We start from the raw sequence: 18,872 nt of genomic DNA on the forward strand, positions 1-18,872 counted from the left end.
AATAGCAGAGAAACAACAGAAAATGCTTAAAGCAGCATAAAGGTAGTTTGATATATGCTTGAAAGTGAATTTACACACAAATATGGACTTGACCTGATAAGTGCGAGGATAATCGTTGAAATTCTAATATGCGCACCTCCATACTCTGAGAATCCAGGATACGTGCGCAAAAGCAATTTGGAAACCTCTGAATCGCACCTTAGTTCCTCGATAAAGGGCAATACGTGCGCGGGCGCACATATACGACCAAATTACAACAAGGAGGTGCGCGGCACTGGATCGTACCATTGATGGAACAATACCCTACTGCTATAATACAGCTACCTGACAGCCCTCTGTTGACAGAGGCGGCCGATTGTTGTATGATAGATATGATAAATCATACTAATCATATCTGCATAGATGTAATTCGATGACACACAATCATCAGCATCAATGTACATGCATCAATAAATCATAAGAAAGGCAACGTTATGAAAAATACACCAAAGGGCAAATACGCCTGGACTGTAAAGGTCGGCGAGCGCGGCCAGTTCGTTATTCCGAAGGAAGCCAGGGATATATTCGGCATCGAGCCGGGCGATACGCTCCTGGTCCTCGGCGATGAGAAGAAGGGGATCGCCATTCCGCCGAAATCCAGGTTCAACGGCCTGGCAGCATCCATATTCGGAGAAGACGAGGAATAGGCTATGTTAAGAAAGGAAGCATCACTATGGCTTTACTGATAATACTGATAATCGTCGCAGTGGTCGGCGTGCCGATCATGCGCTTTGCCAATAAAAATCTTTACAGAGATGAGAAACTCATGAGCAAAGTCTGGAACTGCGGCTACCATGAAAAGCAGGTGACCACTCCGGGCGGCACCGTCCTCAGCTACGGCGTCGGCGGAGCCGGAAGAGCCGTCCCGCTTTTGTTGATCCACGGTCAGGGACAGGCCTGGCAGGATTATATGGAAGTGCTGCTGGAACTGGGCAAAAATTTTCATGTGTTTTCTATAAGCTGCCACGGTCACGGCAAATCCAGCCACGACCCGTCGCGGTACAGCTGCGAGAAGATGACCGAGGATTTCGCCTGGTTTATCGAGAATGTAATCGGCAGGCCCTGCGTAGTTTCCGGCCATTCATCCGGCGGCATACTCGCCACGGCTTTGGCCGCTTACCACAAAGACCTGATCCGCGGGCTTATAATCGAGGACGCGCCTTTCTTCTGCGTGGAGCCTGAAGAAATGAAGGAGCGCAGGGCGGTGGCTTGGCTGGATAATTTCTGCATCGTCAACGACTACATGTCGCAGCCTGATCCCGGCGAGAGCTACAACGTCTACTATCTGAAGCACAGTTTGCTCTTCGGGCTTTTTGGCGGGCTGAAGAACAAAATCATTCCCCAGGTGGAACGCGCGGAGCGCAGGCACCCGGGCAAGCCGGTGAAGATATGGTTCATACCGCAAAGCCTTTTGCGCGGCATGTACTATTCCGCCGACTTTGACAAAAAGTTCGCTATGGCTTTTTACGAAGGCACATGGCTCGAGGGCCTGTCCCAGGAGGAAATGCTGGCGGAGGTCGCCTGCCCGTGCACCTACATCAAGGCCAAGACCGGCTACCTGATCGACGGCAAACCCCAGACCGACCTGACCGGCAAAGACACATCTGAGGCTGTGCTTTGTTGCGCCAATACCGAGGCCGATGCGGAGAAGGTCACGAGCCTGCTCCACGACTGCCGCCGGGTCGACACCGAGACCAGCGACCACCTGATCCACGGGAAATACCCGGATATCTTCATCGAGGAAGTCTCCAGATATGCAAAAAACTGACTCGCAGGTCATCAACTCACGAGTCAGTAGTTTTGCGGAGGGCATTACTTATTCAGTCGCACATGATGCGGATGATTTCCTTATCCGTTTCAAACATGCCTTTGCTTCCCAGCCGGCCTATATTCCGTATGGTGTTTTCTATTCCCTTGGAGACGATGCCGTCGCCGCCGTAGAACTGCTGTCCCCTTTGGTACATCTCATATCCTACGATGCCCGCTTCGACAGAAACCGCTATTTTGGCGGCGCATGAGGCTTTGGCTCCATCACAGATTATGCCTGACGTAATGGCCAGGGCGTTGACTATGGTGTGAGATATAGTGTCCAGATCTCCGCCTTTCAGATACGCTATGCCGGCCCCAACGCTGGCTCCGGCGCTTACAGCGCCACAGTAAGCCGAAAGCCTTCCGATTTCAGTCTTCAGATGAATGGCTGACAGATTGGAGATCAGAAGAGCACGATAAAGTTTCTCTGCAGGAGAGCCCAGTTCCCGGGCGTACACTATCAGCGGGATCGAAACCGTCAGGCCCTGATTGCCGCTTCCCGAGTTTATGACTACAGGCAATTCGCAGCCGTTCATTCTGGCGTCAGAGCCGGCAGCGGCCAGAGCTCTTGCCTTACCGCGAATATCCTGCCCGTATTCAGCATCTATCACACTGCCCACATTGGCCCCGTAGTCGCCGCTCATGCCTTCCCTGGAAATAGCCTCGTTGCACTCGATCTGCCTGTTCAGGAGTTCGCATACATCGCCAATATCGCAGGTATCTGCAAAATCGTATATGTCCTCTATGCTTAGCTGCATATACTCCTCATATTCGTCCTTGCTGACATCCTCTATGTCATGATGCTCTACAGTTTCGGAGTTCTTCTCTATTTCAACTATATTAGTATGGTCATTGACTATATGCACCATGGCGCTTTCGTCGCCGCTGAATACAGTGATCTTGATATCCAAAGGATAACGGCTGTCCAGGGGCTCCACCTTGATCACACGGCGGGACAAAAATTCCCTCATCTGTTCTTTTTGCGCAAGGGTGACGCTGGAGATGACTTCCAGCTCTTTCCCGGGGTCTCCGCCGGCAATGCCGATGGCCACGGCTGTTTCGATTCCCTTGGCTCCGTCTGTGTTAGGCACGATCACGCTCTTTACATTTTTGATTATGTTGCCGCTGACCTGAGCCAGCACTCTGTCAGGCATACTGCCCGGTATCTGCCTGGCCTTTGCCGCGCAGAATGCTACCGCTATGGGCTCAGTGCATCCCATGGCCGTGAGTAATTCTTTATTCAGTATATCCAGATATATACGATATTTTTCATCCGTTATTTTCATCAGTCATTACCTTCCCAAATATTCAGGATTCAGATATTGAAGTTCCGGCAGAGTGAATATCCCGTCTTTCCTGATAAGCTGTCCGTCTATCCATATCTCTTCGCCGCCGTATTCCGGCCGCTGTATCATTACCAGATCCCAGTGATTAGCCGAACTGTTCCCGTTAGGAGCATCCTCGTAACACATTCCCGGCGTCAGATGGAAACTGCCTGCGATTTTTTCATCAAACAGTGTGTCGTTCATAGGCGACAGAATATACGGATTTACTCCCAGAGCGAACTCACCGAAATACCGCGCGCCTTCATCTGCATCCAGGAATTCGTTTATGCGGGCATCGTCATTGGACGTTGCCCTGACTATCCTGCCGTCACGTACCTCGAACTGTATGTTCTCATATTTGAATCCACCTTCCACCGAAGCCGTATTATATGATATCTTACCGTTTACCGACTCTCTGACGGGCGCAGTGTACACCTCGCCATCGGGTATGTTCATACGTCCGTCGCACTTGACGGCTCCTATGCCTTTAATGGAAAAAGTTATGTCGGTGTCTTTTCCCAGAATGTGCACTTCATCAGCCGAGTCCAGAAGTTCCTTCTCCTCTTCTCGGATGGCGTTGATCTCCTCTGACAGATCTCCGAATTCCGAATTCTCCATAAGATAATCCGTCATCATTCCAACAAGTTCTGTAAGTCGGTCTTTCTTTTCTTCTTCTATGTACCTGTTGATCTTCTTTTCCGAATCGGTTACATTCTCCGGCACCATCTTGCGTTTAACGCTTTTCATAGTTATGGTTTTCCCGGATACGCCCTTGATATCTCCGGCTTTCATTCCTACGAGTTCCTCTTCCAGTTCCCCATAGTAATTCTTGCCCAGTTCTATTTTCAGTTCCTTTCCATCTACATCGCATACGATATAGTCAGCGGCCTGACACGGTCCGTCTATCTTTACTATATCCATAAATGCCTTTTGCATGGCAGCTTCATCTATTACGATCTGTAAACATTCCCTGATGTCTTCATTCTGTATCGACTCTTCGACAGAAGCAAGTTTCAGTACTTTGTTGCTCATTTTTACCTCCCTGTCTATATAACTGACGAATCAACAAATTCCCTGAAGAATCCGTTTCTCTCTTCAACTTCCTTTTGCGTTCCCTGGCATGTGACTGTACCGCCTTCGAGTACTATCACATTGTCAGCTCCCTTAATAGCATTATAGCTGTGCGCTATTATTACTATAGTACGTCCTTTCATCATCTTCTCCAGTGCACCCTGTACTTCTATTTCCGTATCGGGATCCAGATTGCAGGTGGACTCATCCAGAAGCATGTACTCAGGATTCTTGGCTATAGTACGGGCTATGTTCAGCCTCTGCAGTTCTCCGCTGGAGAAATTGCTTCCGCCGTCGTCTATGAATGTATCATATCCGTCAGGAAGGCTGTGTATAAGTTCCTTCAGGTTCGCCTTCTCTGCGATCGAATCCAGTTCCTCCTCTGATACGTAACGTTTAAGTCCATAGGTTATATTATCTCTGACAGTACCTGACAGGATCTGTGAGTCCTGACTGGTATAGCCAAACATCTGCCTCCACTCGCGCTTGCTGAATTCATTTGCGTTACGGCCTCCGAACATTACCCTGCCTTCTCCTGGATCATAATAACGTTCAAGAAGCTTCAACACTGTAGTCTTGCCTTCTCCATTGGAACCCACTATGGCAGTTGTTTTTCCTTTTGGTATGGTGAAGGAAACATTATTCAACACATTGGCGCCATCAGGATATGCGAAGTCCACTCCTTCGAAAGCAATATCATCATCAGGTATATCTATATGTTCGCCTGAATCCACGTCCTCGCTTTCAGCATCTATGATCCTTACTACCTTTGCCAGACCTCCCTGGCTGCCTTTGATATTTACGTATGCCTGGAAATACATCATTATCTCATTCATAGCCGTCGATGCCAGACTGTAGTAAGCCACAAGCACTCCCGCGTCCAGGATGCCCTTTGCCATCATGATGCTTCCGCCGATATATACGATGACTGTATTTGCTATACTCGTAAGATTTACATATGTAGCAATTACGCCCAGCTCGATCCTGCTTGCTATGTCCGCCTTGTACATATCATTTATGACTCTTTGTCCCCTCTCGAACTCCTCGTCCTCAGTTCCCGACGCTTTGATCAGTTCAAAAGCCTTCAGCCTTTGAGCCAGATACATGGTGAACGGCGACATGTATGTCTGCATCATATAGTTTGCCCAGTATGACACCTTGGATATAGCCAGGCCATAGATAACAACCGCTATTATTGCCAGGCCTGTCAGCATGAGCAGTTTGTTGCTGTATCCGAACAGCGCGCTGAGTGCCATGACCAGAGTGGCAAGCTGAGCGATCCATCCAACTATCTCTACTATGAGGCTGTTAGCCTTTTCACAGTCTCTGGTTATTCTGCTGACTAAGGCTTCCGGAGTCTCTTTATCATAATACTTGATCGGCATCCTGATGAGATTTCCCCATAGTTTCTTTCTCATTTCTCTGTTTATATGTTCTACACACAGCCCGTCTCTCACGTACTGCTGCATGAACATTATCAGCATACTGGCCAGAGAAATAATCAGGTACTGTACGATAACATCAGTGGTCAGGACTCCGCCGCTCATGAAGCCCTGTTCCAGACCCGCCTGTTTTACTACAGCCCATCCATAGGCAAAGCCAAAGAATATCATGATACCGAATATCAGCCAGGGAAGCTTGAGTCCCTTATATATATTAAAGAATTCACCCCATTTTATGTGGATCTGCTTATTCCTCTTCTTGCTCATAACTGACACTCCCTTCCCTGACTGCAGAATTCTCTGTATGTAGCAGAGTCCCGCAGCAGTGATTCATGATCGCCTACAGCCTCGACTCCACCATCCTTCAGCACTATGACTTCATCAGCTTCCATTACGATAGATACATTGTTCGATATCATTATGCAGGTACGCCCCTGGATATAGTTGTCTATTGCCTTCTGCACGTTGAGGGCAGAGCACGCATCCATGCTGGATGTCGACTCATCTAACAAAACATACCTGGAATTTCTCAGCAGGCCTCGCGTCAATGCTATCTTTTGCCGCTGTCCACCGGACAGTCTGCATCCGTAATCGCCTATAGACGAATCGATGCCGGCCGGCATTTTCTGAACAAAATCCCATGCGCTAGCCGCTTCCAGGGCCTGGACTATTTCTTCGTCCGTTACTGTTCTGCCGACGCCGTAGGTCACGGCTTCTCGGACTGTATCCCCAAGCATAGGCGCATCCTGAGATATATATGATATAGCCTTTCTGGTAGCGGCGATATCGTAGGTATTGATATCTTTACCGTTGAACAGTATCTGACCGTCACCGACATCATAGAATCTCTCAAGCAATTTCAGCAGTGTCGTCTTACCCGAACCGCTTCCTCCGACCAGGACAGTTTTCTTGCCTTCCTTGATGGTCATAGTAAGATTCTCGAATATTTCCTTAGTTCCATAGGAGAACTGCAGATCACGTAATTCGATGTCGCCTTCAGGCGCTCCCTTTTCCGGATATGTTTCATCGAACTCTGATGGATTCATCATTATTCCGCTGACGCGCATGATAGCTCCCTGAGTGCCCTTGATATCCGCCCATTCGAAGATGACTACGGAAATGCTGGCCGTCATTCTGCTCGTGTACATGAAGAACATTACCCAATCGCCGAAGGACAACTGCCCTTTTCCAATAAGGCTGGCGCCGAGGAGCATCAGGATGACATTAGGTATGTAACCCATAATTACGTTAAAGGCTATGTTCCCGGCACACATTACTTTCTGAGCCTCGACTCTGGCCTTATACATTCCTTCTATAGGTTCTTCGCCCTTGGCGACCTCTTCCTCTTCAGTTCCATATGACTTGATCAGCGGCATTTTGGTTATGCGGTCTGACAGATAATGAGTAAGATTACTTATACGTTCATAGACTTTTACCTGGACACTGAAATTGTATCTGCCCCAGACTACCGTCGCCGCAACGGAGAATGGTATGCAGGCCAGCATCCAGTACAGCATCGTATGGTTGATGCCGTAAAGAGTGATAATAACAGAAACGGCGAAGTATATCGATGGAATCATAACATACAGTATCTTTATGATAAACAGACCGATAACCTCTGTATCTGTAGTAACACGACTGATTATTTCACCCGGCTGAGTATCCCCAAAGCCTGACGGCTTGGTGCCCAGTATCCGTTTCCACACTACAGATCTGAGATTTCTGGTAATAGACACCTCGCCTATCCCCTGAACCAGATTGCTGGCAAACGTTACTACGAACAATGCCCCGGCAGAGAAGAGCGCCAGCTTTATCATGTGGGCGCTGGTATCTCCATTCAAAAGGTTAGACGTGTACTGCGGTAACAACAGTTCTAGTTTAGTAGCTGCAAGGCTGACTATCAGTACTACAACTATCCAGATCCATGGCAGTCTGGCATGTGACAGCACATACCCGAATCTTTTCCACGAGCCCTTGTTACTCGTGATCTGTTTTACGGTTTTATTATCATCCACGATAAAACCCCCCTTATTAATTTAGAATTGCGATTAACTGGTTTACTGATTATATCAGCAATATTCTAAATATTTCAAGAGAGGTTGTCTATCCTGTGCTTAACCGTGCTTATCCTGCACATTTTACGGCACATCGCCCGGCCTATATGAACTTGATTCCCCTGTCAGCCATCATTTCCTTTAACTACTTATAGTTGTTTCTCGACAGATTTACCTTAGCCTTACTGTTCTTTAATGTGATATAAAAGGAGCCTCTGATCCCCTCTTCAGCGTGGACATTTCTGATCTCACGCAGAGGTACCAGGAAGGATTGATGAGGTCTGAAAAAATCGTATCCTTCAAATATCTTTTCAAGCTGACCTATGGAGTATTTGGTGGAAATATCCACATTGTTCTTCGTATGTATAATTACCTTTCTCAGTATCTTCTCCACATAAACGACATCATCAGTATCTACCAGCTGGAATCCGCCGCCTGTTAATATGGCTATCTTCTCGGAAGGAACCGGCTTGACCTCCCATGTGGACAAGGCCGCTTCAGCCTTCTTCAAAACTCTCTCCAGCTTCAGCAGGTTTACAGGTTTGACGACAAAATCCAACGGGTTATAATCATATCCATCCAGGGCGTATTCCGGGTGACCGGTACAAAAAATACAATTGACCTCGGGATGAGTTATATGAATGCTGGTAGCCGCATCAAATCCGTTGGTGTCGCCCAGATCTATATCCAAAAACGCAGTATTCACATTATCAGACTCAATCAGACTGATTACCTCACCGGGATCCTGCGTATAAACTATATTGCCCTTATCCACATATATTCCGATCTCACTGACTGTCGCCATCAGAGAATCCCAATCATCATCCAGCACCAGTATCTTCAGTTTCTTTAAATTATCCATATGAACCACCTACTCCACTCTATTGGGTATCTTAACGATAAAATTGATTATGTTCTTCTCCTTGATTTCCCAATAGAATACGCCTCCATGGCGGTCTACTATCTGCATTATGTTATTAAGCCCTATCCCGTCGTGTCCCGACTTGCCCGAGTGACCGAATTCACAGATCTCAACTATCTTACTGACATCAGTCACCTTGTTGGAGATCCTTATGGTTGTCATGCCGGATCGTTTGAATATGTTCAGCCTTATGCCATAGGCCGTACTTCCGCCGGGCTGCAGGCTGGCCTCATCGTAAGCGTTCTGCAAAAGATTGCCTATTATTTTGTTCGCCTCGTATACGGTACAGACTATCCCCGACATGTTGTCTTCTATATCCAACTCCAAAGGTATCCTCTTCTTCAGACACATTTCTCTGTAGTTGTTGATAAGAGCGGCTATAGCCATATCGCTTATAGGAATCAATGAATTCACCGCCTCTGTATCGACGCAGAGGCTCTCAAGGTACTCCCTGCACTTCTGATATTCTCCGCGTTTCATGAGTCCGTCAAGAACATGAACGTGGAAATTGAAGTCATGTCTCTAACTCCTTATGGTCTTAAGGAATGTCTGCATTTCCTCCATGTATTCCCTGTTCATATCCATCTCATCATTTCTCACATTATATGCCGCTATAGTCTTCAGCCACACCATGAAGCAGACTATGGCTATCCATGAGAAAGCCAGCATGACAATGCCTGCGGTGCCCTTAAGAGACGGCAAAAGATGCACTGAGAATGCCGCAAAAGCGGTAAGGCCTGCTGCTGGCAGCAACGCCGCCGCTGACGGACCTCTGCCAACTCCGTTATTTTTGTTCCCGCCCAGGCCCTTCAATCCTTCAGGATCCGGGCCGAATTTTCTGATGGATCCGAGTATGATCAAGGCTAGCGCAGAGGCAACCGCTAAGTATACGGCGAGGGTTTCCGGCGATTTCCCAATCAGTTCGTCCAACAAAGCAGAGATATTCCATAGACTCAGGTAGACAGCCCCCTCCAGAAGCATCACAAGGGCTATCCCATACCTGCTTCTGTCGGCAGTGCCTGCCGCAGTGCTTATGACGAAAACGCCCATAGATATCATCATCCACCAGTAAGGCCCAGCATCCATACGGATCACCAGATGAATAATGAAGTACATTATTCCCATTGCCAGACCTGCGGCCAAGACTGTGAGCACGGAGCGCCGCAGTCCGGACCCAATCAAAACAAAGCCGCATAATAATGCGACCATCCCCGTTATTACAATTTCTGCGCAAAGCCATATCATAGTTATTGCGTACCCCTTTATTTCTTAAGAATGTAAATACCTGCTGAAGATTTTTTGAAATTATATCATCTTATCAGCCATAAAGCAACTGCCACCTGACTATTGTAGAAGTTGTTATACTATCTATGGCTTCAATCATTATCAACGGCTCTAAGGTTGTGATTCTCTGCCCAGGTGGTTGCTATCTGGCGCAGTCGCTCATCACGATATTCATACCAGGCTGTATCGATGCCCTCTCTGCCGATAAGATCGCGAAACCGCTTGAATGCGCTGCGGCCACGAATTGCTTCCTCCAGTTGCGCCTGAAGCGTACCGGTAGTGTGCTCGTATATAAAGTCTTCCATAATTCCATATTCATTGACTTCATATGAGTCTGGAAGTGCGTAGCAGTTTTCCAGATATTCATCGCTGACATCATCGAAATCGTCCCCTATACATATAAATTTCTTTGTTTGCGGATCCCAGAATTCCTGCCAGTTTGCCATGCTTTCTAATGAATCTATAATTCCGGAGAGTTGTATTTCCGGCCATCTTGAGCGTTCCTCTTCACGTTGCTCTGCCTCCCAACGAAACGCCTCAAGGCACATCAAAAGTTCCCCAAAGCGATCTAGCCCAACATTTGGGTCATATCCGGCAGACTGTTTTTTAAGAAACGCCGTTATGCTTCGGCTTTCTTTTTCCGTCAGCGAATCGAAGCATTTTTCAGTGTTAGCGCGAATCTGATTCCACGCATCCTTCATTTCCTCAACTAATATGAATTCGTCATTTTCTTCAGCTCCAGCGCCATTTCCCATCGAATCGTCCAGACTGATGTATGTTATTGCAAATACTTTCATCTGATCAAAAAGTGATCTGTTCGATGTCCCCAGTCGCAGCCATTTAGAGTAGTATAACAGATTATCCGTCTTTATTGATTTCATGGCCATTTCCTGGCGGAAGCGCATTGAATACATTTCAATCGCCTCTTCAGTACTGACTTTCGGCACATTAAGCCTAAAGGCCAGCTTAATACAAAGGCTATAATCTTCCACAAGTGCATCTGCCATTATTTCTGAAAGCCTGTCTAAACCTATCTTAGAAAATTCCTGGTACCATATCTGTCTTTCTGAATTTTCCGAGATGATTTCCGGAAGTAATACATCCTTTTTCTTTGTCATGCGCATCCTCTTTTCTTGCATAATCTATGACTGGAAAATGGGCGTTCTATCAACCCCATTATGTTGCTCATTCACTAATGTCTATATGGCACAGTTTATATAGGATTGTTATTAACAATTATATCATGTAACAACTGAAAATTAAAGAAAACAGTCTACAACTAATGATTATTGATAAATTGATGAGGGGCAGAATGATATCTGCCCCTCACTGGTTATTATGCTCTATTATGATGTTATCTATTCAACTATTTGATTGTTATCTTCTTAGTCTTGGAATCATAGCTGTAGCACATGTATGTGTTATTGCTGTAGGTCTTTACCACAACTCCCATTCTGGTGCCTTTCTCGCTATGGTTGGTAGTGCTGTTGAAGCCCATCTTGAATGTCTTGCCTGTGCCCTTGATTTTTCTCTGCTCGCCATTACCAAGTGTCACTACAACGCCCTTGGTACCGGAAGCCTTCTTGCTCAGTTTAACTGTCAAGGTGTAGGAGGAAGTGTACTTCCACTCCAAGTCATTGTATGACCAGAACTTTTTGACCTTGAAATTAGAAACCTTAACTGACTTGATCACCGGTTTCACAGATGGTCCGGTCGGTACAGTTTTCTTCACCGCAGTACTTGTATATTTCAGAGTCTTGTCAACCAAATTGCCGCTTCTTATTTCGAACTTATAGCTCTTGTTTGGCTTAAATCCCTTAACATATGCCACATCACCCGAAGCTGTATTTATTAAGTACTGCAAGGCAGATCCAACCTTCTGTACTATAACTGTAGTTCCACATGTCCTGTAATTAACATATTTCTTATTGAAATATATCCTGTCAGGAGTGGAATAAATCTGGATCTTCGAAGGTGCGCTTGCATATACCTTAGCCATGGTGAATTCATAGTCAGAATCGCTGCTTGGGCCACCGCTGATATCAAAGAAATACTCGCCTAGCTGATCAAAAGTAATACTGTCCTCATAGGATGCCAGCCCATAAGTATGTAGTGAGTCTCCGGTGGAGTTGTTAGGAGTGATGACTTCTGAATAATCTCCGAAGTTTTTCCCGTTGTCGGTAGATATCTTGTAATTTACCGTCTTAGGACTTCCTGCGCGGAAGACCTGGCTTAAATTCACGTCAGTCTGCAAAGTAAGAGATCCATCTCCCGCCTTATTTTGGATCGTATAGCTATAATTGTAAGTCGTTGCGCTTACTATAGCCGCTGTGGCCATGATCATTGTCACGATTATTGCGGCCATCAACGTCAGTCTCAATGTTTTCTTCATGATTTCCTTCCTCTCTTCTAACTCGTTTTAACTCTTCTTCTCTCAAATCAATTTCTATGGCAGGGCTACTTGTCCTTTTTCTTTCCGAACAAATGCCACGCCGCGGTTCTGGCTTGGTTCACGGTGTTCCTTGCCTCATGGAGCTCCGGATGCGCTTCCTCAATAACATCTCGCATCTCGCGGCTCTGGTGGAACATCTCGCTCTCCGCCTCCGTCTGGGCCATTCCGGCGATATCGGAGATTCCCTGCTTGAGCCAGGCTTTCTTCCCGGCTCCCGTATCTACTGTGGTACCATAGGCATTCTTCGCCGCCTTCATGGTGTCCTTGGCGGACATTTTCTCCTGAGGTTTAGGCGTGCACTTCATCATCAAAGCTGTCATTTTCTGATCCAGCCCCGCGGCCGCAAACTTCTCCTCGAATTCCATGTAAGCTGAACACGACTCAGCAAGGGTCATTACATCCGACAAAAATTCATCGTACTGGCCCTCAATAGCAGCCGGTACTTCATAATAGTCTCTGATGACTCCCAGTTTGGTATCAACAGCCATCTGAACTTCATCATTCATCTATATAACGCCCCCTTCCGATACCTGATCGATAACCATTACAATTTCGTTATATAGTTAGTTTATCAGAATAATAAGAATTCACTACACCCGAAAGTATTAGTCAGGCATATTTAGGCACAAAAAAACAGCCAGGGAATTCCCTGGCTCAAATAAAAAATATTCAGATGGTTGACATATGGTTTTGTAAATGCTTTAAACTAGTCGATAACCCTGCGTCGCCTTGTCTGTATTGATCAGCAGTATGGCTCCGCGCACGTATTGGGCAAATATCCAGGACGATAGTGCGATTTTATTATTATTGTAAACCAAATTCGCACTTATTGACCGATTCAAAGAGGTCAAGGTGCGCGGCAATGGGTATATCATCCTCAACTGGTATTTACTGGTAGTGTATCAGGCCTGATACGCACTTCTTATCCTTTAATATCGCCTATAAGTGCACAACTAATCGTTGAAATTTCAATACGCGCACCTCCATGTCCTGAGGAAGCCTGATACGTGCGTAAATCAATTTGGAAACCTCTAAATCGCACCTTTGTTCCTCAATACAGGGCAATCCGTGCGCGAGCGCACGTATACGACCTGATTACCAACAAATAGTGCGCGGTCCAGTATTTTGGTTACATATCTCGGGTACATATTTCGGGTACATATCATAGATACCGATATCCAGTATTTCGGGTACATACCAGCGCGGATCATTTGTTGTCTATGTTTACGACCATGCCGCTGATGCGGGCTTTGATTGCCAGCTCAGTCCGGCTTTTGCAGCCGGTCTTCTCCATCATGCTCTTCACATGCATTTTGACGGTGTTCTCCGATATACCCAGCTTCTCGGCGATGGCGGCGTTGGTGACGCCGGCAGTCATAACTCTCAGCACATCGATTTCCCGGGCGCTGAAGTCATCGCTGGTAGCGTAGCCGATCTGCATTTTCGGTGCCCTGTCAGGATAGACCGATTCCCCGGCCATGGTCCGGTCCATGATTTCCAGGATCGTCTCCCGGGAAGCCTCTTTGTACCAGAAGCTTTCGACGCCTATTTCCCGGGCCCTCTTCATCCAGGATGCGTCGGCCATAGAAGTTACGGCTATGATCTTCACCTTAGGCATGGACTTCTTGATGCGGGCCGCCGCCGTCAGACCGTCGGAGCCATCGTTCATAAGGATGTCCATTATGACCAGATCCACATTTCCCGTCAGGACATAAGTGTCCGCGAAGGCCGCCGATTCCACCGACTGCACCAGTTCGTAATTGTCGCTGCCCCGGACATACATCTCGAAGAGCTGCCTCGGTACATACTGATCATCAACTATCATTACTCTCGTCTTAGCCATCTAACTGTCCTCCCTTGGAAGTGTAATACGCAAAACAAACTCTGGCCTGTATTCGATCTCCATTATTCCACCTGCCCGCTCTACGGCTGTGCGCAGGTTTCCGAGGCCGCCAGTCTCATTGATGGGCCCTGAAGGCGGATCGCCGTCGTTGGTGATCCGGGCGGTGATGCTGGCGCCGAGTCCGCTGCATAGGTCGACCTCGCCGCTTTCCGTGGCGCCGACCTCGCTACTGGCGCCAATTCCGCTGCTTTCTGTGGCGCCGGTCTCGCTGATATCCATAGTCACTCTGGTGCCGTGGGCGTGGCGCACTGTGTTGGTCAGGCACTCGTGAAGGGCCGTGATGAAAATACTGCGTTCCCTGGCCGGCCCTGGCAACTCTCCATTCAGGACGATCCTGACGCCTACGGCTTCGGCGGCGCTCTGCAAAAGCTCCCACTCGTCCTTCGGCGGCGCCGGATCTGCCTCGTTTTTCATGACTCTGATGTCGTGGCTCCACAGGCGCAGAAGTTCTGCTCTGTTTCTCTCGCTCTCCGGCTGTGCCAGGTAGGCCCTGAAGGACAAAAGCGACCTTCCTATGTCATCGTGAACTTTTGTCTTGGCGGCCAGTATCTCCTCTTCCCTGGCCAGCTGGTGGACCTGACTGCTGTAGTCCCGCAGGCTTTTATTGACATCGGCCAGGATGCGGTTGTTGTTTTCCAGCTCCCGGCTCAGCTCATATCTGTCGGTCACATCGAAAGCCAGAGTCTCCACTACCTGACCCTGGTCTATATCCAAAGGCCGAACATGTATCTCCCACACATTCTCCTCATGGGCAACCACGGTGATCGAAGGTTCCTGACTTATGATATGCGCACCGGGCATCAGCTGCCCTCGATTGAGCTTCCCCTGACATTCGTTCACATTCATAGCCACCGACCCGAAGAGCCGCCCGCTTATATCATTCATTTTAGCATTGATCAAAAGCACCTGTCCATTCTTTGTCGAGAAACAAATACCGTCAGGCAGATCGTCCAGGCTCTCCTTGATAGAATCCCCCGTGAGCATAGTGCGCCTTTTGTTGATGATATCCCTGATGAGCAGCGCCTCTATCCCCGCAAGGGCAATGAGTATGCCAGCCACAGCCAGGGCCGGCAGATCGCCCGCAAGAACAGCCAGTCCAATGTAAGATCTGTTTTGTTCTATCATTCCGATAATGTCGATAATGGCCTGCAGCACGCAGAATACAGCCAGGGCGCAGACCACAGCCGCCGCCACGCTTCTCCCCTTCAGGCCGAGAGCGCAGGCGTTGACCAGCGTAAAGGCCGCCGCCACGGTGATGCATATGGCCGCCATGCCGTAGATGGTCATGGCCAACGGTGAAATCAGAAAATACGCGTTCAGCATGCCGGGCCTCCCTTCGCAAAACTCAGGCTGACGATTTCTCTTTCCTCGTCTTCTGAGTATTCCAGACTGAATGATCCGCCCGCGGCTGCGATTTCTTCCCCCAGGACATCGGCCCCCAAAGGCGCTCCCGGCCGGCTCACTTCAATATGTATCATGGCGGTGTCTTCAGTTTCCAGGTCCGCGAGGATCCCGTCGGCACCGGGTATGGCCCTCTCCAAAACCTCTTCAAACAGCCGGTACATAAGCAACGCCGCCACAAAAGGCAGCCTGCCCGTGTTGCTGCCGGTCACGCAGGTCTGAGCTCCGCAAAGTCCGCCATATTCCAGGGACTCCTCCAGTGCCAGACGAAGCTCCGCCGCCGGTATATCCTCTGCTCCATCAGAAATGAGTATCAGGTTAGAGTATCTTTTGATATAGGCGTTGAGCACGCAGGCGTATTCCATGCTGTGAACGAAGGTCTCCTCGTCTGTATCATCGTCAAGGTTTCTGAGTATATTATCCAGTTTGTCAAGCTGAGGCCTGACTCCTTTCGCCACGCTGTCGTAAAGGCGACTCTGCTGCTCGGTTCTCGTGCGCTTTTCTTCCATTTTATTTTCCGCGTCTATCATGGCGTTTTCATCAGCCAGAACATCGCCAAGATCCGCCAGCCTGGAGTTCAGACTGTTGATCTCAGAAATATCCCTGACCCAGTAGCAACAACCCCCATGGATCTTTTTGCTGCCCAGGACCGTGTCGCCCCTGTCAAGGACGGCAGGGCTGCCTTTGGCGCCATAGACCTGTTCCGCCGTGACCGGTATGCATTTTCCCGAGGAAAACCGCAGATTTCCGTCATTATCCATAATACCGGCGCCAATGGACGAGGCCCGCCAGAAATCCCCGTAACTGTCGTTGGACGGGAAAAGATGAACCACTATAAGGCTCTCCATGAAAGCCGCGAACAGGACGCAGGCGATCTCAGGAGCCCTGAACATATGTATTATGAAAATATCCGAATCTAATATATACAGGACAACATAAAGGAAACCAACTGCAAATGGCAGCATCGGCACCCATATGCGTTTTCTGATGGCCGGCACCCGGCAGTGTATGAAAGCCAGGGTGATCGCAACGAGAAAGAGCAGGATGATCCATGTGGTCACTATATAGTAAAGGGGCCCGCGAATCATGTCGCTGTCGGTCCAGGCCCTGAGTCCGTCCGGGAAACGGAAGGCCTGAAAGTGCAGGTCGTTGGTCATTATTCCCAGCATCATGACCACTGCAGGAATATACAGGAGTTTCCACTTCCTGTCCACATCCTCCTTCTGGCCCTTACCCACGCAGAATAGAGCGAATATAATAAGCAGCGGAATGAATATGTATGGGAAATAATAAAGGTACCAGATGTACCTGGCGCCCACGTGATGCATAGGCAGCAGAGAGTATTTGACCGTTCTGATGGCCATCCAGAATATCATAAGAGAGGCAGCCCCTATGAGGTACTTCCTTACATATTTCTGCAGGAGCCTGCGCCTTATCTGATATATCCAGATGAAAAATGCCACTGTATAGCAGACGAAAATAATACTGTTCTCTGAAATGTACGGGCTGATATAAGGCCCGGCAAGATGCAGAATTCCGCACAGTAAAACAAGAGCAAGGCATATGCTGTCTGAAATTTTGGTTTCTCTGCTGATGAACATGGGCGGCACCTCCCGATCCACTATTTATCTGCTTTGGCTATGGCTTTCAGATTCTCGATGGCATACAGGGGCAGATCCGTGAGCCAGCCTTCCTCCTTATAATCTGCCATAGATGTACGGATAGACACCCTGGGCTCGAATTTACCATGATATGTCTTCAGGCTTTTTGCCATAAGGTTGACATCTGCCTTAACTTCTACAGGAATGGCCTCCTGGCCGTTATCAACGACAAAATCCACCTCGCAGGAGTTGCGGTCGTTGGTGTAATAGTAAATTCCCAAGTCTGGGATCGTTACAAGTTGCTGCAAAACATACTGTTCAGTCAGAGCGCCTTTAAATTCAACGAAGAGCTCGTTGCCTTCAAGTATTGTTTTCTGACTGAGCCCCGCCATGCAGCCAAGCAGGCCTACATCTACAACAAACAGTTTGAACGCCTTCATATCCGCGTAGGCCTTCAAGGGCAGATTCGGCTTGTTGATACGGCTGATCTTGTGAACCATTCCGCAATCCGACAGCCACATTATAGCAGTTTCATATTCTTTAGCTCTGGCGCCTTCCCGTAGCAGACCATAAACAAATTTCTTGTTCTCTTTAGCCAGTTGTGATGGAATATTATTCCACAGCATCCGGATCTTAGGCACGGTGTTATTAGGCGCATGCTTTGAAAAGTCCTGCTCATAAGCCTCAAGAATACGTTTCTGTATTTCTCTGACCTCATTATAATCTCTATCTTCGGTAAATCTCAGCACTGCTTCCGGCATTCCTCCTACGAAATAGTACTGCTTGAGAATATCTGTATAAGTCTGAGCAAAACTCCCTATCATCTGATAATCCTGCTTTTCCAGCAGTTCAGCAAAACGCTGGTTGCCTGTGGCAATCAGGAATTCTTTAAAAGATAAAGGATATAATTTCAGAAACATGACTTTCCCAACCGGAAATGACGTGCCACTGTGAAGGGCGATCCCAAGGAGGGAGCCTGCGCATATAATATGGTACTGCGGCGCGTTTTCATAAAAATATTTAAGGCTGGACAGGGCCTCAGGCACCTGCTGGATCTCATCAAAAATCAGGAGAGTGTTATCCGGATCTATCTTCTTCCCTGCATAAAGCTCAAGTCCCATGAGCAGGCGCTCAGTGTCAAGATCTGACGCAAAGAGTTCCTCCATAGTCGAATTGGAATCGAAATTGATATATATCGTGTCACCGTAAGATTGCCTGCCAAATTCCTTCATAAGCCAGGTCTTTCCTACCTGCCTCGCTCCCTCTATAATTAAAGGTTTGCGATGCCTGTCATTCTTCCATTCATTGAGTTTTTCCATTGCAGTTCTATACATAGAACACCTCCGTTTAATCTAGTATAGCGCTCTTTAACAAAAATTGCAATGAAAAAGTGTAGTTTCACTACACTTTTTACACCGTATTTTGCAAGTATATGCCACTTTCTGCATTTTTCTTTATGTGTCCTGCCGCAGAAGGTCGATTGCAAAACTAACTTCCAGTTTGCAAAAGAAAATTCCAGTAGAAAATAATTTGCAAGATTAATTTCTGTTTTATCAGAGCAAAACAGAA

General features: G+C 47.7%; 17 protein-coding genes. 2 read left to right on the plus strand and 15 right to left on the minus strand.

Going from position 1 to position 18,872, the window contains the following annotated elements; genetic code table 11:
• The first annotated feature begins 473 nt into the window (after window positions 1-473).
• Both EV211_RS09055 and EV211_RS09060 read left to right on the plus strand, forming a co-directional pair.
• Window positions 474-686: an AbrB/MazE/SpoVT family DNA-binding domain-containing protein gene (locus EV211_RS09055; RefSeq protein ID WP_133529114.1), complete on the plus strand. Its 213-nt coding sequence runs from the start codon at window positions 474-476 to the stop codon at window positions 684-686.
• 26 nt (window positions 687-712) lie between these two features.
• On the plus strand, window positions 713-1,807 hold the full coding sequence (locus EV211_RS09060; protein WP_133529115.1) for an alpha/beta fold hydrolase: 1,095 nt from the start codon (window positions 713-715) through the stop codon (window positions 1,805-1,807).
• A 52-nt stretch (window positions 1,808-1,859) separates the two neighbouring features.
• On the opposite strand, the gene EV211_RS09065 is transcribed toward EV211_RS09060, so the two are convergent.
• The 15 genes from EV211_RS09065 to EV211_RS10825 form a co-directional block, all read right to left on the minus strand.
• Window positions 1,860-3,134 carry an L-cysteine desulfidase family protein gene (locus EV211_RS09065; RefSeq protein ID WP_133529116.1) on the minus strand — a complete coding sequence of 425 codons (1,275 nt, stop codon included), beginning with the start codon at window positions 3,132-3,134 and terminating at the stop codon, window positions 1,860-1,862.
• A gap of 6 nt (window positions 3,135-3,140) precedes the next feature.
• Window positions 3,141-4,205 (minus strand): aminopeptidase, encoded by a 1,065-nt coding sequence (locus EV211_RS09070; RefSeq protein WP_133529117.1) that lies wholly within the window; start codon window positions 4,203-4,205, stop codon window positions 3,141-3,143.
• A 14-nt stretch (window positions 4,206-4,219) separates the two neighbouring features.
• On the minus strand, window positions 4,220-5,953 hold the full coding sequence (locus EV211_RS09075; RefSeq protein ID WP_133529118.1) for an ABC transporter ATP-binding protein: 1,734 nt from the start codon (window positions 5,951-5,953) through the stop codon (window positions 4,220-4,222).
• Window positions 5,950-7,701 (minus strand): ABC transporter ATP-binding protein, encoded by a 1,752-nt coding sequence (locus EV211_RS09080; RefSeq protein WP_133529119.1) that lies wholly within the window; start codon window positions 7,699-7,701, stop codon window positions 5,950-5,952. Before EV211_RS09080 ends, EV211_RS09075 begins: the two co-directional genes overlap by 4 nt.
• A 184-nt stretch (window positions 7,702-7,885) precedes the next feature.
• Entirely contained in the window at window positions 7,886-8,602 is a 717-nt protein-coding gene (locus EV211_RS09085) for a LytR/AlgR family response regulator transcription factor (RefSeq protein WP_133529120.1), read from the minus strand.
• Between the two features lie 9 nt (window positions 8,603-8,611).
• Entirely contained in the window at window positions 8,612-9,142 is a 531-nt protein-coding gene (locus EV211_RS09090) for a sensor histidine kinase (RefSeq protein WP_133529121.1), read from the minus strand.
• Window positions 9,143-9,184: 42 nt separating this feature from the next.
• Window positions 9,185-9,787, minus strand: a complete 603-nt coding sequence (locus EV211_RS09095; RefSeq protein ID WP_133529122.1) for a hypothetical protein — start codon at window positions 9,785-9,787, stop codon at window positions 9,185-9,187.
• 251 nt (window positions 9,788-10,038) lie between these two features.
• Window positions 10,039-11,064: a UPF0158 family protein gene (locus EV211_RS09100; RefSeq protein WP_166635425.1), complete on the minus strand. Its 1,026-nt coding sequence runs from the start codon at window positions 11,062-11,064 to the stop codon at window positions 10,039-10,041.
• A gap of 248 nt (window positions 11,065-11,312) precedes the next feature.
• Complete coding sequence (locus EV211_RS09105; RefSeq protein WP_133529124.1) at window positions 11,313-12,338, minus strand: hypothetical protein; 1,026 nt, start codon at window positions 12,336-12,338, stop codon at window positions 11,313-11,315.
• A gap of 65 nt (window positions 12,339-12,403) precedes the next feature.
• Window positions 12,404-12,904, minus strand: coding sequence for a hypothetical protein (locus EV211_RS09110; RefSeq protein ID WP_133529125.1), 501 nt, complete (start codon window positions 12,902-12,904; stop codon window positions 12,404-12,406).
• 701 nt (window positions 12,905-13,605) lie between these two features.
• Window positions 13,606-14,241, minus strand: coding sequence for a response regulator transcription factor (locus EV211_RS09115; protein ID WP_133529126.1), 636 nt, complete (start codon window positions 14,239-14,241; stop codon window positions 13,606-13,608).
• A complete protein-coding gene (locus EV211_RS10765; protein WP_166635426.1) occupies window positions 14,242-15,624 on the minus strand; it encodes a hypothetical protein in 1,383 nt (460 codons plus the stop codon). It lies immediately after the preceding gene.
• A complete protein-coding gene (locus EV211_RS09125) occupies window positions 15,618-17,303 on the minus strand; it encodes a hypothetical protein (protein ID WP_133529127.1) in 1,686 nt (561 codons plus the stop codon). Before EV211_RS09125 ends, EV211_RS10765 begins: the two co-directional genes overlap by 7 nt.
• 20 nt (window positions 17,304-17,323) lie before the next feature.
• The gene (locus EV211_RS09130; RefSeq protein WP_133529128.1) at window positions 17,324-18,637 is read right to left on the minus strand and encodes an ATP-binding protein; all 1,314 of its coding nucleotides are present in this window, start codon (window positions 18,635-18,637) and stop codon (window positions 17,324-17,326) included.
• Window positions 18,574-18,872: hypothetical protein (locus EV211_RS10825; protein WP_207668011.1), on the minus strand; the 299-nt coding region annotated here is incomplete at its 5' end. The genes EV211_RS10825 and EV211_RS09130, both read right to left, overlap by 64 nt.

Source organism: Aminicella lysinilytica (assembly GCF_004362975.1).
GTDB classification, from domain to species: domain Bacteria; phylum Bacillota; class Clostridia; order Peptostreptococcales; family Anaerovoracaceae; genus Aminicella; species Aminicella lysinilytica.

What these genes read in the sequence shown, in the direction of transcription:
- EV211_RS09055 (WP_133529114.1), top strand. Translation starts at nt 474, where the DNA reads ATGAAAAATACACCAAAGGGCAAATACGCCTGGACTGTAAAGGTCGGC.
- EV211_RS09060 (WP_133529115.1), top strand. Translation starts at nt 713, where the DNA reads ATGGCTTTACTGATAATACTGATAATCGTCGCAGTGGTCGGCGTGCCG.
- EV211_RS09065 (WP_133529116.1), bottom strand. Translation starts at nt 3,134, where the DNA reads ATGAAAATAACGGATGAAAAATATCGTATATATCTGGATATACTGAAT.
- EV211_RS09070 (WP_133529117.1), bottom strand. Translation starts at nt 4,205, where the DNA reads ATGAGCAACAAAGTACTGAAACTTGCTTCTGTCGAAGAGTCGATACAG.
- EV211_RS09075 (WP_133529118.1), bottom strand. Translation starts at nt 5,953, where the DNA reads ATGAGCAAGAAGAGGAATAAGCAGATCCACATAAAATGGGGTGAATTC.
- EV211_RS09085 (WP_133529120.1), bottom strand. Translation starts at nt 8,602, where the DNA reads ATGGATAATTTAAAGAAACTGAAGATACTGGTGCTGGATGATGATTGG.
- EV211_RS09090 (WP_133529121.1), bottom strand. Translation starts at nt 9,142, where the DNA reads ATGAAACGCGGAGAATATCAGAAGTGCAGGGAGTACCTTGAGAGCCTC.
- EV211_RS09095 (WP_133529122.1), bottom strand. Translation starts at nt 9,787, where the DNA reads ATGGGAATAATGTACTTCATTATTCATCTGGTGATCCGTATGGATGCT.
- EV211_RS09100 (WP_166635425.1), bottom strand. Translation starts at nt 11,064, where the DNA reads ATGACAAAGAAAAAGGATGTATTACTTCCGGAAATCATCTCGGAAAAT.
- EV211_RS09105 (WP_133529124.1), bottom strand. Translation starts at nt 12,338, where the DNA reads ATGAAGAAAACATTGAGACTGACGTTGATGGCCGCAATAATCGTGACA.
- EV211_RS09110 (WP_133529125.1), bottom strand. Translation starts at nt 12,904, where the DNA reads ATGAATGATGAAGTTCAGATGGCTGTTGATACCAAACTGGGAGTCATC.
- EV211_RS09115 (WP_133529126.1), bottom strand. Translation starts at nt 14,241, where the DNA reads ATGGCTAAGACGAGAGTAATGATAGTTGATGATCAGTATGTACCGAGG.
- EV211_RS10765 (WP_166635426.1), bottom strand. Translation starts at nt 15,624, where the DNA reads ATGCTGAACGCGTATTTTCTGATTTCACCGTTGGCCATGACCATCTAC.
- EV211_RS09125 (WP_133529127.1), bottom strand. Translation starts at nt 17,303, where the DNA reads ATGTTCATCAGCAGAGAAACCAAAATTTCAGACAGCATATGCCTTGCT.
- EV211_RS09130 (WP_133529128.1), bottom strand. Translation starts at nt 18,637, where the DNA reads ATGTATAGAACTGCAATGGAAAAACTCAATGAATGGAAGAATGACAGG.